General features: G+C 70.7%; 14 protein-coding genes. 3 read left to right on the top strand and 11 right to left on the bottom strand.

Annotated features, from left to right (window positions below):
- Window positions 1-56 precede the first annotated feature (56 nt).
- Window positions 57-1,022 (top strand): GlxA family transcriptional regulator, encoded by a 966-nt coding sequence (locus ACFWWR_RS22990; protein WP_383872392.1) that lies wholly within the window; start codon window positions 57-59, stop codon window positions 1,020-1,022.
- Window positions 1,023-1,026: 4 nt separating this feature from the next.
- Here ACFWWR_RS22990 and ACFWWR_RS22985 read toward each other — a convergent pair whose 3' ends face one another.
- The 11 genes from ACFWWR_RS22985 to ACFWWR_RS22935 all read right to left on the bottom strand — a co-directional run bounded on the left by ACFWWR_RS22985 (window position 1,027) and on the right by ACFWWR_RS22935 (window position 12,982).
- Window positions 1,027-2,397 (bottom strand): cytochrome P450, encoded by a 1,371-nt coding sequence (locus tag ACFWWR_RS22985; protein ID WP_383872396.1) that lies wholly within the window; start codon window positions 2,395-2,397, stop codon window positions 1,027-1,029.
- Window positions 2,394-3,479 (bottom strand): epi-isozizaene synthase, encoded by a 1,086-nt coding sequence (cyc1, locus tag ACFWWR_RS22980; protein ID WP_384305046.1) that lies wholly within the window; start codon window positions 3,477-3,479, stop codon window positions 2,394-2,396. The genes ACFWWR_RS22985 and cyc1 overlap by 4 nt, the downstream gene beginning before the upstream one ends.
- A 292-nt stretch (window positions 3,480-3,771) precedes the next feature.
- Entirely contained in the window at window positions 3,772-4,422 is a 651-nt protein-coding gene (def, locus tag ACFWWR_RS22975; RefSeq protein WP_383872401.1) for a peptide deformylase, read from the bottom strand.
- Between the two features lie 75 nt (window positions 4,423-4,497).
- Window positions 4,498-5,478 carry a tetratricopeptide repeat protein gene (locus ACFWWR_RS22970; RefSeq protein WP_383872404.1) on the bottom strand — a complete coding sequence of 327 codons (981 nt, stop codon included), beginning with the start codon at window positions 5,476-5,478 and terminating at the stop codon, window positions 4,498-4,500.
- Between the two features lie 104 nt (window positions 5,479-5,582).
- A complete protein-coding gene (locus ACFWWR_RS22965; protein ID WP_383872406.1) occupies window positions 5,583-6,854 on the bottom strand; it encodes an HD-GYP domain-containing protein in 1,272 nt (423 codons plus the stop codon).
- 19 nt (window positions 6,855-6,873) lie between these two features.
- Window positions 6,874-8,181, bottom strand: a complete 1,308-nt coding sequence (locus ACFWWR_RS22960) for an HD-GYP domain-containing protein (protein ID WP_384305043.1) — start codon at window positions 8,179-8,181, stop codon at window positions 6,874-6,876.
- A 129-nt stretch (window positions 8,182-8,310) separates the two neighbouring features.
- Window positions 8,311-8,613, bottom strand: coding sequence for a mycothiol system anti-sigma-R factor (gene rsrA / locus ACFWWR_RS22955; RefSeq protein WP_383872412.1), 303 nt, complete (start codon window positions 8,611-8,613; stop codon window positions 8,311-8,313).
- Window positions 8,610-9,296, bottom strand: coding sequence for an RNA polymerase sigma factor SigR (gene sigR / locus ACFWWR_RS22950; protein WP_383872478.1), 687 nt, complete (start codon window positions 9,294-9,296; stop codon window positions 8,610-8,612). Before sigR ends, rsrA begins: the two co-directional genes overlap by 4 nt.
- Before the next feature lie 258 nt (window positions 9,297-9,554).
- On the bottom strand, window positions 9,555-10,193 hold the full coding sequence (locus tag ACFWWR_RS22945; RefSeq protein WP_384305041.1) for an alpha/beta family hydrolase: 639 nt from the start codon (window positions 10,191-10,193) through the stop codon (window positions 9,555-9,557).
- A 1-nt stretch (window position 10,194) separates the two neighbouring features.
- Window positions 10,195-11,010 carry an SOS response-associated peptidase gene (locus ACFWWR_RS22940; RefSeq protein WP_384305039.1) on the bottom strand — a complete coding sequence of 272 codons (816 nt, stop codon included), beginning with the start codon at window positions 11,008-11,010 and terminating at the stop codon, window positions 10,195-10,197.
- Window positions 11,011-11,359: 349 nt separating this feature from the next.
- Window positions 11,360-12,982, bottom strand: a complete 1,623-nt coding sequence (locus ACFWWR_RS22935) for a PucR family transcriptional regulator (RefSeq protein WP_383872420.1) — start codon at window positions 12,980-12,982, stop codon at window positions 11,360-11,362.
- A gap of 267 nt (window positions 12,983-13,249) precedes the next feature.
- Here ACFWWR_RS22935 and solA point away from each other — a divergent pair, with 267 nt between their 5' ends.
- Window positions 13,250-14,386, top strand: a complete 1,137-nt coding sequence (gene solA / locus ACFWWR_RS22930; protein WP_383872422.1) for an N-methyl-L-tryptophan oxidase — start codon at window positions 13,250-13,252, stop codon at window positions 14,384-14,386.
- A gap of 90 nt (window positions 14,387-14,476) precedes the next feature.
- Window positions 14,477-15,151, top strand: coding sequence for a haloacid dehalogenase type II (locus tag ACFWWR_RS22925; RefSeq protein ID WP_383872425.1), 675 nt, complete (start codon window positions 14,477-14,479; stop codon window positions 15,149-15,151).
- The last annotated feature ends 2 nt before the right edge of the window (window positions 15,152-15,153 follow it).

The following is a 15,153-nucleotide window of genomic DNA, read 5'->3' as shown; positions in this document are numbered from 1 at the left end:
TGGCAGGACTGCCGTGGACCCTCGATTTACTGCCAGCTCCGAGGCACACTGGCAGCATGCTGAACAACGTGGCCGCGGTCCTGCTCAACGGCGTGCACCCCTTCGAACTCGGCGTCGTCTGCGAGGTCTTCGGCATCGACCGGAGCGACGAGGGCCTGCCGACCTACGACTTCGCGGTGGTCTCGGCGGAGGGCCCCTCACTCGGCACGCATGTCGGCGGCCTCACCGTCTCCACGCCGTACGGCCTCGACCGGCTGGCGGAGGCCGACCTGATCGCGGTACCGGCCGGGAGCGACTACGTCACGCGGGACTATCCGCCCGAGCTCCTGGACTCCCTGGTCCGAGCCGTCGACCGCGGCGCCCGGGTGCTCAGCGTCTGCTCCGGCGTCTTCCTGCTCGGTGCCGCCGGGCTGCTGGACGGTCGGCGGTGCAGTGTGCACTGGCGGCAGGCGGACGAGCTGGCCCGGCGCTACCCAAAGGCGATCATCGAGCCGGACGTGCTGTACGTGGACGAGGACCCCGTGATCACCTCGGCCGGCACCGCCGCCGGCATCGACGCCTGTCTGCACATCGTCCGCAAGGAACAGGGGCCCGAGGTCGCCAACAAGATCGCCCGGCGGATGGTCGTACCTCCGCACCGGGACGGCGGGCAGGCCCAGTACATCGAGCGGCCGCTGCCCCGGTCGCAGTGCGACACCGTCGGCGAGGTGCTGGTGTGGATGGAGCAGCACCTCGACGAGGAGGTCACGGTCGAGCAGCTCGCCGACCGCGCCCACATGTCACCGCGCACCTTCGCCCGTCGCTTCCAGCAGGAGACGGGGACGACTCCCTACCGCTGGATCCTGCGCCAACGGGTGCTGCTGGCCCAGCGGTTGCTGGAGGCGACGGACGAGACCGTGGACGCGATCGCCGGTCGAACAGGGTTCGGCAACGCGGCCGCGCTGCGCCACCAGTTCGTCCGGGCGGTGGGCACCACCCCGAACGCCTACCGGCGCACCTTCCGGGGCCCCGAGGCGGCCTGACCCCTCACCGGCGAACCGGCTTCAGCAGCAGCCGCTGCGGGCGCAGCGTGATGCCCACCCGGGTCGTGTCGTCGGACCCGGACACCTGCTCGAAGCGGTACTTCGCCGCCAGCGCGGCCGTGACGAGCGTCAGCTGGGCCATCGAGAAGTGGTCGCTCGGGCACTTGCGGTTGCCCACACTGAACGGGCTCATGGCGTGCTTCGGCACGTCCTTGACCCGGTCGGGAAGCCAGCGGTCGGGGTCGAACGCCAGGTTGTCCGCATAGGACCGGCCGTCGCGCTGGATCGCGTACGGGCTGTAGATGATGTCGGCACCGGCCGGGATGCGACAGCCACCGAGTTCGGTGTCCCGCACCGCCCGTCGCGTCAGAATCCATACGGCGGGCCGCAAACGCATGGCTTCGACGACGACATTGTTCGTGTGCCCGAGCGCCCGGACGTCCTGGAATGCCACCGGCCGCCCGCCGGTGACGGATTCGACTTCGGCGCACACCCTGTCCGCCTGCTCCGGATGTTCCGCGAGGACCTGGAGCAGCCACATGATCGTGGACGCGACGGTTTCGCTGCCGGGCGTGAGGATGGCGACGACCTGATCGTGGATCTCCTGTTCCCCGATGGGCTCGCCATTCTCGTCCTTCGCCTCCAGCAATGCCGTCAGCAAATCGTCCGGCTTTTGACCAGATGCCCTCCGTTCGGCGACGATCTCGTCGACGAGGAGATGCAAATCGGCCAGTGCGCGGTTGAATTGGCGATTGGCCGGAAGCGGCAACCGGTAGAGCGGACCCGCGGGAATCACCATCCGCCGGTACATGCCCCGGAAGACGGTGGCGAGGGCGACGCACAGCCGCTCGGCGCGCTCGTCCATGAAGTCGCCGCGCAGCAGACAGCGGGCCGCGATGCGCACCGCGATCCGGAAGGACTCGGAGGTGCAGTCGACGGTCTCGCCGGGCTTCCAGCGCTCGGCCAGCGCGTGCGCCTCCTCCTCCATGATCGGCCCGTACGCGGGGATGGCGTCGAGCCGGAAGGCGGGCTGGATGGTGCGCCGCTGGCGCCGGTGCGTGGGCCCGTTGGCGGTGGCCACACCCTCCTTGCCGAGCAGGCCCTCCAGCGACTCCCACAGCGGGCCGGCGATGATGTAGTCGGTGCTCAGCGCCAATTCTCCGGTGAGGGCCGGCGTGGTGACGGCGTACACCGTCTTGAGGCCGAGCCTGAGGCGTACGACGTCGCCGTGGTCGCGCAGCCGGGCCATGAAGCTGAGGGGATCGCGCGCCAGCTTCCAGCCGTGGCCGAGGACCGGGACAGCGCCGCCCGCCAGGGGCGGCTCGCGCAGTTCCCGGACCTCCGGTGCCGCGGGCTTCACAGATTCGACGGTCATTTCTCACCTGCCGCTTCGTTGTTGACGTACGGGGGCGTGGACCGGTCGTCCCAGCTGTCGACCATGTACCGGCCGGACTCGTGGTGGAACCAGTAGACGGCGCTGAACCAGTTCCGCATATTGGCGACACAGGACCGCACGGCGGCGCTCAGTTCCTTTCCGCGCACCGTTCCGTCGGCGAGGTCGTCGGCGAAACGCAGGGCGTCGCGTTCGGCGACGAGGAATTCGGACACGCATCGCTCGACCCGTCGCCGGACTTCGGCGACCGCCTCTTCCAGGGTCAGCCCCTCGTGTTTGATGAGGCTGATTCCGAGATTATGCACCTCGTCGCCCGCTATTTCCTTGGGGAGCGAACAGAGGTCGTTGTACCAGGCGGCGAATTCCTGACTGAGGAGGGCCGCCCGCCGATATGCCGGGTGTTTCCGCACACCGTCCGGGAGTTCGCAGCCCGCGGCCGGTTCCAGGAGATCGGTCCAGATCCAGTGCGCGAAGGTGAATCGCCGTAGCGCGAGGTATTCCTCGACCGGGGGGACGATGCCTTCGGTACGGTTGTGGAATTCCCTGTCGTACGCCTCGATCACCTCGTGGAAGTGCCGGGCGAACCGGGCGCTCCAGGTGTGCGGCGAGAACGAGTACAGCCGCATCACGCTGTCCGCGAACCCGGCGACCAGCGAGTCCTCGTGGTGCAGATGGTTCCGTGGCGAGTCGAGTGCCGCGTGCAGGCGTAACCTGAGCCGCCGCCAGGCGGCCGGGCGGCCGTGCACGACGTCACGGTCGTGGCGGTCGTCCCAGACGAAGAACCACGCGCTGTAGTCCGCTATCGCCTGAAGCACCTCGTCGGGGGCACCGAGGTAGTACCCCGCCATCAGGTCGGTGTAGCACAGGCCGTCGGCATATTCCTCCACCTTGTCCGCCGGCATGAGCCGTTTTTCCAGTAGCCAGGTACGGGTCTTGTCCTGGAGCCTGGGCCAATACGGATGCAGTTGCCTGGGAAACGCTGCCTCGACCACCGGGAGAGAGAGCGACGGTGGAACCGCGATCGCCGTCGGTGTCGATGTGGTGCTGTGTGGGAAAGCAGGCACGAACAAACCCCTTCCAGCCGCCAGTTGGCGTACACACCCCTCCCGCTGTGCCGGGCGTGCGCCGTTGCGTATCCCCGCTCCCCCCATTCAGCACCACAACTGACCGATCTGGGAACGGATTTGCTTCATTCACTACCCCACAGTGTTGAGATCCTCCCGTTGCGTGACTGGTTCTGGATCACTGGAAGAGCAGCAGGGATCGAATGTAGGAAGCGCAGACGAACGGCGCCTGGCCAGGAAGGTTCTCCTGATCAGGCGCCGTACGTATGGGAGTTGTGAGGCGGCGGGGCACTCAGTCGTTGGCGACCACGGGGTAGCGGGGCTCGTTCTCGGCCATTTGCCGCAGTGCGTCCTTGCGTTCGCGCTTGGAGAGACGGTCGATGTAGAGGTACCCGTACAGGTGGTCGGTCTCGTGCTGCAAACACCGAGCGAAGTAGCCGGTGCCGCGCACCTTGACCGGGTTGCCCTTCTCGTCCTGCCCCGTCACCTCCGCGTAGTCCGGGCGGGCGAGCGGCGCGTACGCGGTGGGCACCGACAGACAGCCCTCGTTGCTGTCGTCCAGCCGGCGCTTGTCGGCGGGCAGGTCGACGAGCTTCGGGTTGCACACGACACCGACGTGCCGCTTGCCCTCGTCGTCCAGGCAGTCGTACACGAAGACCTTCCGGTCGACGCCGATCTGGTTGGCGGCCAGGCCCACGCCCTCGGCGGTGCGCTGCGAGGCGAACATGTCCGCGACCAGCTGGTCCAGCTCCGCCCCGAACTCGGTGACGTCCTTGCACTCCTTGTGCAGCACCGGGTTCCCGACCACCGTGATCGGCCGCGAGGTGCCGCGCTCACGCCAGGCGTTCTCGCGCTCCTCGGTGTCCTCGGTGTCGATGACGAAGCCCTCGTCGTCCACGGGGAGCACGCCCGCGTGCTGCTGATCGGTGTCCTGCTGCGCCATGACCGACGTATGCCTTCCTGCATGCCTGGGAGTTCTGCGAGTACAGCCTAAAGGGGACGGCGGGGCGCCATGGCCTCAGCAGACCTCTTCGAGGTCCCGCCACTCCCGGGAGTCCGGGCTGTCCGCGACCCACCCGTCCAGCAGCCCCCGCACCAGCGAGGCCGGCGCGGCCACCCCGCACTCCCGCTCCGGCACCCACAGCTGCCCGTCGGTCACATGCCCGAGCGGCCCCGGATGGCCCGGCTCACTGTGGTCGTGCGGGTCGAGATGCTCCCCGTCGCCCTCGTCGGACGGCATCCGGGACTCCGAGCACATCCGGCACAGCAGCCGTACGGACGAGGACCAGTCCTCCGCGGCGAAGCCGGCGTCGGAGGCGAGCTGCTCCAGGGCGTCCCGGTCGTCCTCGGTGGCGGCCTCCAGGAGGACCACCCAGGTGGGCACCGGGGAGGGCGCCCACAGCTCGATCTCGTCGAACACCGGATAGGAGTGCCCGACGGCGGTGGTCCGCTCCCCGTGGGGCACCCCGTCGTGCAGGACCACCTCGCCCCAGCGCCGCCCGGACGACGGCAGCGGAATGGACAGCACCTCGATCCGCGCGGGGTCCAGCCGACGCCCCCACACCACCTCGGCCTCGCCCTCCGGGGACAGCCGTACGGCCGCACTGCCGAGGTCCATCCCCACGGGCTCGCCGGAGGCGGTGGCACCGCCCGGCACCCGCAGGCCGTACGCCTGCCAGGCCCGCCGCGCCAGCGGCCAGTCCTGCAGTGCGGTGGCCGCGATGCCGACGTTCCACCAGTCAGGTGCGCCCGTCTCCCGGTCCAGCAGGGCCACGGCCCTGAGGCCGGCCGCCCGCGCCTGCTCCCAGTCGTGCCGGAACTTGTGGAGAAGAGCGAGGTTGAACCAGGACTCGGACAACCAGGGCTCCAGATCGGCGGCGCGCGTCAGCAGCGCCCCCGCGTCCTCGTACCGACCGTCGCCGATCAGCGTGAACGCACGGTCTGTGGCCTGCCGCCAGGAGGCGGAGGGCCGGTTCCGTCCCTTGCCGAAGATCCTCACGATTCCCGCCTGCCAGTTCCGTTCAGTGGGCTGGCTGTGCCCCCGGACACCCTCTCCTTCGCATCCAACCACGTACGGCTGGAAGGGCGCTCATTACCCATGGGTTACCCAGCCAGGGGCAGGGTCAGACAGTCCCGTGACAGGACACGGGCCAGCGCCTCGACGACCTCGGGCGCGTACTCCTCCGCGGTCGCCAGCCGCAGCTCCTCCAGCGCCTTCAGGGGCCCGCCGGGCCCGGCGTCCCGGGCCTTCTCCTCGTACGCGTTCACGGCCCGTACGACCCGTGCGGCTACCGGCTGCTCCCGCCAGGGGTCGGCCTGCCGCTCCACGACCATCGCCACCTGCGGATTCACGCCGGTCTGCCGTACGACGGCCCCGCCGAGCAGCGCGATCCGGCGCTGTTCCCCGGCGGGCAGCCCGGCCGTGGCGCCCGCCGGCACCGGATCGACGAGGCTGAGCTGCCCGATGTCGTGCATCAGGGCCGCGTACTCCAGCACGGTCAGCTCCGGCTCGGTGAGCCCCAGGTCCCGCCCCACGGCCTGCCCGAGCGCGGCGACCCGGCGGGCGTGCCCGGCCGGGGTGTACCCGGCGATCTCGGTGGCCCGGGCGAGGGAGGCGATGGTCTGCCGGTAGGTGGCCCGGACGGCCGCGTACCGCCGGAAAGACATCTGGGTGAGCAGCAGGGGCAGCGAGAACACGGGCAGCGCCCACAGCCCCGCCACGGCGACCGCGAGTGCCATCACGGCCCCGGTCGCGCAGACGGCCGACCCGATTCCCAGCAGCGCCCGCAGCTCGTCCCGCAGCAGCGGTCCGAAGGGCCACCGGGTGCGGGAGTGCGCCAGCGCGGCGGCGAGCACGGCGTCGCACAGCGCGGTGAGCGAGAGCAGCGCGAGCAGCAGCAGCGCGTAGGCGGGTCCGACCCAGTCGCGGAACGTGCCCTGGTTGTACAGGGGTTGGAAGCAGATGGCGGCGAACCCGACGGTGAGTGTCCGCCGGGCCAGATGGTCGGACGTCCCGCGCTGTCCGCGCGCGATGTGCGGCACGCTGCCGAGCAGCGAGGCGGCGAGGACGACGGTGACGACCTGAGCCACACCGTGCCGCGTCGGCGCCCCCGCGTCCGCCCCCAGCAGGGCGTACGACAGTGCCGCCGCGGCCCCGAGCGGCGCGGCCTCCCTGACCTGGGCCCCGGTCCACCGGCTCAGCTCACCGACGGTGACCAGCACCCCGAAGGCGAGGGCGGCACCACGCTCGTCGAGGCCGGTCCAGAGGGTCGTGGCGAGGGAGAGGGTGGCGAGGAGGGCGGCCGAGGCGTGGATGAGGACGAGCAGGAAGGGTGGCCGGCAGCCGGTCGCCGGCGCACGCCGGCAGCCGGTCATCGACGCCGCCCGCGGCCGCTCATCGCCGCACTCCCGGCCGACCGGGGACCGGGGGGCGGGGACGGGGCGGGTGAGCCTCGTCCGCCGTGACCGCGGGGTGCCAGCCGTGCCGGCTCAGTGCGCGGACCAGAGCCGTCACCATGAGGGGATCGAACTGGGTCCCGGCACAGCGCTCCAGCTCCTCCAGGGCGACGGGGACCGGCCGGGCCCTGCTGTAGCAGCGGGTCGACGTCATCGCGTCGAAGGCGTCCGCCACCGCCACCACCCGGGCGGACTCCGGGATCTGGCCCCCGACCAGCCCGTACGGGTAACCGCTGCCGTCCAGCCGCTCGTGATGGTGCAGCACCGCCGCCCGGGCCTCGCCGAGGAAGGAGATCCCGCGCACCATCTCGTGCCCGTACTCGGGATGCAGTTCGATCACCCGCCGCTCCTCGGGAGTCAGCGGCCCGTCCTTGCGCAGCAACCGGGTGGGAACCCCCAACTTCCCCACGTCGTGCAGGATTCCGGCGAACCGCAGCACCTCGACGCGCTCGTCGGGCATCCCCAGCTCGCGCGCGATCATCATCGACGCCTGCCCGACCCGCTCGCTGTGCCCGCGGGTGTACCCGTCCTTGATGTCGACGGCCTGCACGAGCGCCCGGATCGTCGCCTGATGGGCGGCCCGTTCCCGGTGGTACTGGGCGAACACCCACCAGGACACACACATCGGCAGCAGCACGAGCAGGGCGGCGACGGGCCCGTACCGGCTGCGCCACAGGACGGCCATCATCAGCCCGGCGAGCCCGTGCACGACGACGGGAGCGAGCGACCGTACTAAGAGGCCCCGCCAGGCCCTCCGCGCCGGAACGCGCTCGGCGAGCGCCAGGATCCCCCCGTCGAGCACGGTCAGCACCAGGCAGAAGGCCAGCACCGCGGCCGCGGCGGGCCCGAGCGCGTACGGGAAGTCGGAGGCGAGGACCGCGTCCCGCCCGTCCAGCGCCCGGTGCACCCCCGCGGCCGCCCACACGCCGACGACGAGCTGGGCGGCCCGCCAGACCCGCCGCAGCCACCGCGGCCGCTGCTCGACCCGGGACAGCAGCGCCCCCGGCAGCACCACCAGTGCGGCGGCGGACGGAGGCAGCAGAAAGGCCCCGGCGAGCAGCACGGGGCAGAACATCCCGGTGAACCGCCACCGGGCGGCCACCCGCTCGCAGCCGCCGTAGAGCGCGGCGAGCAGGACGACCGCCCACCAGGGCGTCCGCGCGGTGGGCAGCGGAAGCAGACAGCACAGGGCGCCGAGGACCACACAGGTCACGTACACGCGCGCCCGTGCCGGTACTGCCTCCATAAGCCCTCCCCCGAGCCCGGCCATGACTGTCCAGCGTCCGGAGCCTAAGTGGGCGAGGGGGGAGTCCGCGGGCCGATAACCCGCGGATTAGCACGTTCGAGTGACGGCAGGCCGTACCCGGGCGGGAGTTCAGGACTCCTGCGGGGTCGCTGTCACGTCATGGTCGGGCACGGCCTGCCCGGAGCGGATCAGCTCGATCCGCCCCATGACCTTGGAGCGCAGGTCGGTCGGCACGTCGTCCTGCCCGCAGCACCGCTTGACCAGCTTCTTCACGGCCTGCTCCAGGCCGTACTTCTCCAGGCACGGCGAGCACTCCTCGAAGTGGTGCTCGAACTTGGTGCAGTCGGTGTCGGGCATCTCCCGGTCGAGAAACTCGTAGAGATGATCGAGGATCTCGCTGCAATCCGTTTCGTGCGGCTCTCCGCAGCTCATGAGCCCGAGCCTTTCGCTTCGTTCGACTCTCCGGCGCCGGCCGGGACCAGTCCGCGCTCGCGGGCGTAGTCCTCGAGCATGCCGCGCAGTTGACGACGGCCCCGGTGCAGCCGGGACATCACCGTACCGATAGGTGTCCCCATGATGTCCGCGATCTCCTTGTACGCAAAGCCCTCTACGTCAGCGAGATAGACGGCGATGCGGAACTCCTCGGGGATCGCCTGCAGGGCTGACTTCACGTCCGAGTCGGGCAGGTGGTCGAGCGCCTGCGACTCGGCGGAGCGCAGACCGGTCGACATGTGCGACTCGGCGCGCGCGAGCTGCCAGTCCTCGATCTCCTCGGCCGCGGAGCGCTGGGGTTCGCGCTGCTTCTTGCGGTACGAGTTGATGAAGGTGTTGGTGAGGATTCGGTACAGCCACGCCTTGAGGTTGGTGCCCTCGCGGAACTGGTGGAAGGACGCGTACGCCTTGGCGTACGTCTCCTGCACCAGGTCCTCGGCGTCGGCCGGATTGCGCGTCATGCGCAGCGCCGCCGAGTACATCTGGTCGAGGAACTCGAGCGCGTCCCGCTCGAAGCGCGCACTGCGCTCCGCGCTCGACTCCGCGCTCGCGCTGCCCTGGCCCTCGGGCTGCTCCGCCTGGCCGTGTTCGGTCCCTGCGTCGGTACCGGGAACCGGACCCACCTCCTCAAGATTCCGGGCGGGGCCGAGACCGGTCCCACCAGAATCGGAGGATAGAACACGATCCGGTCCGCCCGCCGCCCGAATCGGGGCGGCCTTGGCCGCGTGCAGCACCGTCCAGTCCAGGTCGGCGCGGCTGCTACGGCTCGGGCAGATGGTCGAACCCATGCGGCGGACTTCCTCTCCTACGACGTCGGTGCCGGTCTCCTCAGCACTTCTGTCCCGCTCAACAGAGGTCCGCCGCTCCGCATTCCCGAACCTTTACCCGAGTGACCGGGCCCACTCCACGACACCGTCCGTGACAACTGTCACGGCCTCCTCCTGGCCGATCCCCGCCCTCTTCGGCACGACGAAGCCGTGATCGCCGTACGGCACCTCGACCAGGTCGTACGCCCCCTCCGGAAACTCCTCCGGCTTTCCGAACGGGTCGTTGCCGCCCTGGACGACGAGCGTGGGCACCCCGGCGCCGAGCAGTTCCGCGGCGCGGGACTTCTCCGGCCTGCCCGGCGGGTGCAGGGGGAAGCTGATTGCGAGAACGGCGTGCGCGCCGAGTTCGACGGCCGTACGGCAGGCGACGCGGGCGCCGGCGCTGCGGCCGCCGGAGATCACCGGGAGGCCCGGCTCGGCCAGGGCCGGCCAGATGCCCCGCCATCCCACGTCCAGGGTCTTCGGCGCGGGCGCCACCCTCTTGCCCGCCACCCGCCAGGGCTGCTCCACGAGGGCGACGGTGACGCCGTGCCCCGGGAGGACCCGCGCGAGTGCCTGGAGGTCGCGGGCCTCGATGCCGCCGCCGGCGCCGTGGCTGACGGCCAGCAGCAGCCTGGGGCGCTTCGCCCTGTGCCAGGTGACGCGGGCGGCCCCGGCGTCGGTCTCGATGCTCTGCGTGCTCTCTTTCGTCACGTCAGAAGAGTGTGCCCTCCTCCGGGCCCTCCAGCTCCTTCAGCAGCTCCGGTCCGTTGTTGCGGACGTTGCTGACGGCCGTGGAGACGGGGTAGGCGCGCATCAGCCCGGCGGGCGGCGGGGCGAGCAGCTCGCGCAGGTCGTCGGCGTCCGTGCGGGACGGGTCGAGCCAGGTGTCCCAGCGGTCCGGCGTCAGCATCAGGGGCATGCGCGGGTGGATGTCGGCGAGGGCGTGCGGCCCGTCCGCCGGGGCGACGGCCAGCGGGGTCGTCTCCGCCTCCGTGGTGATCACGGAGCACGTCACCCACCAGGCCTGCGGGTGGTCGTCGGGCAGGGTCCTGTCCCGCCAGAACTCGTACAGCCCGGCCATCGCGAACACCGACCCGTCGGCGGGGAGCACGAAGTACGGCTGCTTGCGCGGCCGCTTCTTCTTGCCCTCGACCTCCAGGTCCCGCTCCTGCGTGCCGGTGACCCACTCGTAGTAGCCGTCGGCGGGGATGATGCAGCGCCGGGTGGCGAAGGCACGGCGGTACGACGGCTTCTCGTGGACCGTCTCCGCGCGGGCGTTGATCATCCGGGCGCCGCCCTCGGGGGTCTTCGACCAGGACGGGACCAGTCCCCACTTCAGCTTGCGCAGTTGCCGAACCGGCCTCGGGTCCTCCGCGTCCTTGAGGGGGCGGTCCACGACGGCGTAGACCTCCTTGGTCGGTGCCACGTTGTAGTCGGGCGCCAACGTCTCCTCGGGCTCCCACTTCTCGACCTCGAAGACTCCTGCGAGGTCCTCGGGACCACGACTCGCCGCATACCGTCCGCACATCTGTGACCACCCCTCCGATCTGCGGAAACGCCAGATCATGCCGCCCCAGCCAGCACCAGTCGGACCATGATGCTCTCGTGCCCCGGCCACCGGGGCACATCCAAGAGTGGCAGAACGTGGCCGAGCGCGGTCGAGGCGGCCCGGCGGCGCGGGTCGTGCGGCGAACCGGTGGCCGGCGGGTTCCCGCTCAGGGGCACCCAGCCGCACGGGATCGTTCGCCACCGGAGCGGGCGGCAAAGCCGCCGAGGCCCACGGTGAAGCCGTATCAGCCCGCCGGCCGGGAACACGAGGCTGCCGCCGGAGCCGCCGGCGCGGAGGTCGCCCGAGCACCGGTCCGGACCGCCACATGTCACGCGCCGGGAGCCGCCGTTCCCGGCGAGTCCAGGACCAGCACCGCGACGTGCAGGGAGGTGCACACCAGGCCCGATTCCAGGTCGCATCCCAGGAGCCGTTCGATGGTGTGGAGGCGCTGGTAGAACGCCTGCCGGGACATGCCGGCCCGTTTCGCCGCGACCGACTTGTTTCCGGCTGCCGCCAGATAGGCGCGCAGCGCGGGCAGGAGGTCGCCGCCGTTGCGGTCGTCGTGGTCGACGAGGCGGGTCAGCTGCCGTTCCGCGTACCGCTGGAGACGGATGTCGTCCCGCAGGACGCCCAGGAGTTCCGGCAGTTCCACGTCGGCGGGGACGTAGAACCACCGGTCCGGGGATGCCGGCGTGATGGCCTCGGCGGTCTGCTCGGCCTCCTGCCACGACCGGGCGATGCCCGCCAAGTCGGTCACGCCGGGGCCGACGGCGACGACGGAGTCGGGGCCGAGCTCCTGGCGCGCGAGGCGGCCGATCCGCTCGGCGACCGGCTGCCAGGCGCTGGCCTGCGCCAGTGCGAGGAGGATGCCGATCCGGCCCGGGGCGGTCTCGCCGACCAGTGCGCGGATACCGGTCTGCGCCAGTTCCTTCGCGATCCGTTCGTCGAGGTGGTCGCCCTCGGTTCCGGTCCGTGTGTGGCGGATCAGTACGGCGAAGAGGCGGTGCCCGAAGGCCGGCAACCCCAGCGCCTCGGCTCGGGCGCGGGCGTCCGCGGGGGAACGGAAGCGCCGTTCGCACAGGTCCCGCAGCACGGAGCGGTGGGCCCGGCGCTCCCACCAGGCCGAACCGGCCAGACGCGCCATGGTCAGGGCGACCGCCGCACGTTCCAGGACCAGGACGTGTTCCGGGTCCGGCTCCGGCCCCTGCCGCCCGTCCAGCAGGATGAGCCGGCCCCACAGTCCCTGGTGGCTCTCCACCGGGGCGATCAGCCAGCCCTCCGGGCCGCTCGGCGCGATCTTCTCCAGCGTCGGCGCCACCCGGGAACGCCGGGACCAGGCCGACACCACCGGCTCGTACGGCCGACCGAGCAGGTCACACATCAGGACCCGGTGGGTGAGGTCCTCCAGCACCACGGGGGCTCCGGTGAGGGCCGCGGTGGTGTGCACCAGTTCCTCGGGAGCCGCGCCCCGCAGCGTCAGGGCGGTGAAGATGTCCTGGATGTCCCGTCCGCGGCGCAGCAGCGCGCCCTGGGCATCCAGGATGAGGGCGTGCACCGTCTGGGTGACGTCGATGAACCGGACACCGCGGGCGAGCTCGATGAGCGGCACCTCGCGTGCGCGGCAGGCCGCGACCAGTTCCTCGGGCAGCTTCTGGTAACGGTGCCCCAGCTCCACGATCAGGCCGGCCGCGCCGATGTCGGCGAGCTGGTCGACGTAGCCGCGCAGCTTAGAGGCGTCCTCCGGATACGGCATGCCGGTCGTCAGCACCAGCTCGCCGCCCTCCAGGAAATCCGCCGGGTTGAGCAGTTCGGTGACATGCACCCACCGCACTGCCCGGTTCAGCCGTGACTCACCGGCCAGGACACGCGGCAGTCCTTCGACGAGCACGGGGAGGCGCAGAACCTCCGCGATGGTGAGGAAATGCGCGGTCGAGGGATGTTTCGGTGGCATAGGGGAGGCTTTTCTCCTGAGGATCGGGGGCCACCTTCGCACCGGCCCACCCCCCTGGCAAGAGGGGTGCCGTCAATTCCCGGAGCGCCTCGGCGGCTGCGACAGACCGTCTCGAGAAGGCCCCAACGCGGAACAGAGTGTGCGTTGACCTGCGGGATCGTCCGCGGTCAGAGTGAACGGCATCCCCAGCAGGGCCGGATTCGACCGGCCGCAGGTGCTGGACCCCCCGACTGCCACCCACTCCACGCTCGGCGAAAGGAGCGACTCATGCGTACCCGGAAGCGTGTCGCCGTGATCGGTGCCGGCAGCATGGGCAGCCAGGCCATGTGGCGTCTGGCGGCCCGCGGCGCCGAGGTCATCGGTTACGACCGGTACGCGCCAGGTCACGACCGCGGCGCGGCCGGAGGCGAGACCCGCATCTTCCGCGCCGCCCACCTCGGCGAACCCGGGTACGTTCCACTGCTGCGGCTCGCGGACCTGATGTGGGACCGGCTCCAGCGTGAAACGGGGCACGCGCTGCGGCGCCGCAGCGGCTGCCTGGTCATGGGAGAGACCACCTCCCCGGCCATGCGGACCCTGCTCTCCTCCAGCGTCACCCATCGCCTGGACCACGAGGTGCTGGACCGGGAGGACCTCGCCCGCCGCTATCCCCAGCACCGCCTTCCCGAGGGACACACCGCCGTACTCGACCGGATGGGCGCGATCATCAGGCCCGAGGCGACGATCCAGGCCGCCGCCGGGCGTGCCGAGCAGTTGGGTGCCCGGCTGCACCGCTACACGACGGTCCGCGAGGTCGCACCCGCCGCGCGCGGCGGGGTGGACATCGTCACCGACCACGGCACCGACCACGTGGACTCCGCGGTGGTGACCGTGGGGCCCTGGATCAACACGCTGCTCCCGGATCTCCCGCGGTCGGTCGACATCCGCCGGCTGATCAGCTCCTGGCACATACCCACCCGTCACGACTGGTTCGCGGGCGGCGCACCCGCCTTCGTCCGCAGCACGCCCCACGACTGCTACGGGTTGCCGTCGCCCGACGGCCTGTCCGTCAAGCTCGGCCTGTCCTTCGCCCGTTATCTGCCGGTCCCCGACCCCGAACGGCTCGACCGCACGGTCCGCCCGGAGGAACTCGGCACCTTCCGCGAACTCATCCGCGAACTCATGCCCGATCTGAACCCCGACCCCATCCGGCTGTCGGTGTACATGGAGGGCTACACCGCGTCCGGAAACCCGCTCGTCGGTCACCTCCCCGGCGAGGACGACATCGTCGTCCTGGCGGGATTCTCCGGCAGCGGCTTCAAACTCTCGCCCGCCATGGGCGAGATCGCCACCGACCTGGCACTCGACGGCACCACCGAACATCCCGTCGGCTTCCTCGCCCCGGCCGAAGTCGGAGCCGCCTGATCCCCGGTGACCACCTGCCTGAGAAGGCCGAACCGGCCTGTCCGGTTTCCCGAAGCCGAAGATCCCGAAGCTGAAGATCGGAGCACCTTCATGAGCACGCCCTCGTTCCGGCCGAAGTACGTCTCGTTCGACTGCTACGGCACATTGATCAACTATCAGATCACCCCCGTCACGCGTGAACTCGTCGGCGACCAGATCCCCGCCGAGCAGTGGGACCAGTTCGTCCGGGAGTTCCGCGGCTACCGCTACGACCAGGTCCGCGGCGAGTACTACGCCTACGAGGAGGTGCTGCACGACTCCTTCGAGCGGATCTGCCGCCGGTGGGGCCTGAAGGCGGCCCCGGACGCCGGGAAGCGGTTCGCCGACGCGGTCCGCAGCTGGGGGCCCCATGCCGACGTGCCAGAGCCTCTGAAGCGGATGGGTGAGCACTACAAGCTGGTGATCCTGTCCAATGCCGACGACTCCTACCTCGAGGAGAGCGTGCCCCGGCTCGGGGCGGACTTCCACGCGGTCTACACCGCGGAGCAGGCCGGCTACTACAAGCCCCGGTACGCCGCGTTCGAGTACATGCTCGACCAACTCGACGCGTCCCCCGAGGACTTCGTGCATGTCTCCTCGCACACCCGCTACGACCTGATGCCGATGCACGACATGGGCTTCCGCAACCTGGTCCTTCTGGACCGTGGCTACGACCCGGTGACCCATGGCTACGACTACGTGACGGTCAAGTCCCTGGACGAGCTCAACACCATGCTCGGCATCTGATC

Source organism: Streptomyces sp. NPDC058678 (assembly GCF_042714835.1).
Taxonomy (GTDB): Bacteria; Actinomycetota; Actinomycetes; order Streptomycetales; family Streptomycetaceae; genus Streptomyces.
The sequence above is the reverse complement of the archived record's forward strand: the minus strand, read 5'-3'. Positions and strand labels throughout refer to the sequence as shown.

Excerpts from the sequence above, each read along its gene's own strand:
- ACFWWR_RS22990 (WP_383872392.1), top strand. The coding sequence starts at position 57 with ATGCTGAACAACGTGGCCGCGGTCCTGCTCAACGGCGTGCACCCCTTC.
- ACFWWR_RS22985 (WP_383872396.1), bottom strand. The coding sequence starts at position 2,397 with ATGACCGTCGAATCTGTGAAGCCCGCGGCACCGGAGGTCCGGGAACTG.
- def (WP_383872401.1), bottom strand. The coding sequence starts at position 4,422 with ATGGCGCAGCAGGACACCGATCAGCAGCACGCGGGCGTGCTCCCCGTG.
- ACFWWR_RS22965 (WP_383872406.1), bottom strand. The coding sequence starts at position 6,854 with ATGACCGGCTGCCGGCGTGCGCCGGCGACCGGCTGCCGGCCACCCTTC.
- ACFWWR_RS22960 (WP_384305043.1), bottom strand. The coding sequence starts at position 8,181 with ATGGAGGCAGTACCGGCACGGGCGCGCGTGTACGTGACCTGTGTGGTC.
- rsrA (WP_383872412.1), bottom strand. The coding sequence starts at position 8,613 with ATGAGCTGCGGAGAGCCGCACGAAACGGATTGCAGCGAGATCCTCGAT.
- ACFWWR_RS22940 (WP_384305039.1), bottom strand. The coding sequence starts at position 11,010 with ATGTGCGGACGGTATGCGGCGAGTCGTGGTCCCGAGGACCTCGCAGGA.
- ACFWWR_RS22935 (WP_383872420.1), bottom strand. The coding sequence starts at position 12,982 with ATGCCACCGAAACATCCCTCGACCGCGCATTTCCTCACCATCGCGGAG.
- solA (WP_383872422.1), top strand. The coding sequence starts at position 13,250 with ATGCGTACCCGGAAGCGTGTCGCCGTGATCGGTGCCGGCAGCATGGGC.
- ACFWWR_RS22925 (WP_383872425.1), top strand. The coding sequence starts at position 14,477 with ATGAGCACGCCCTCGTTCCGGCCGAAGTACGTCTCGTTCGACTGCTAC.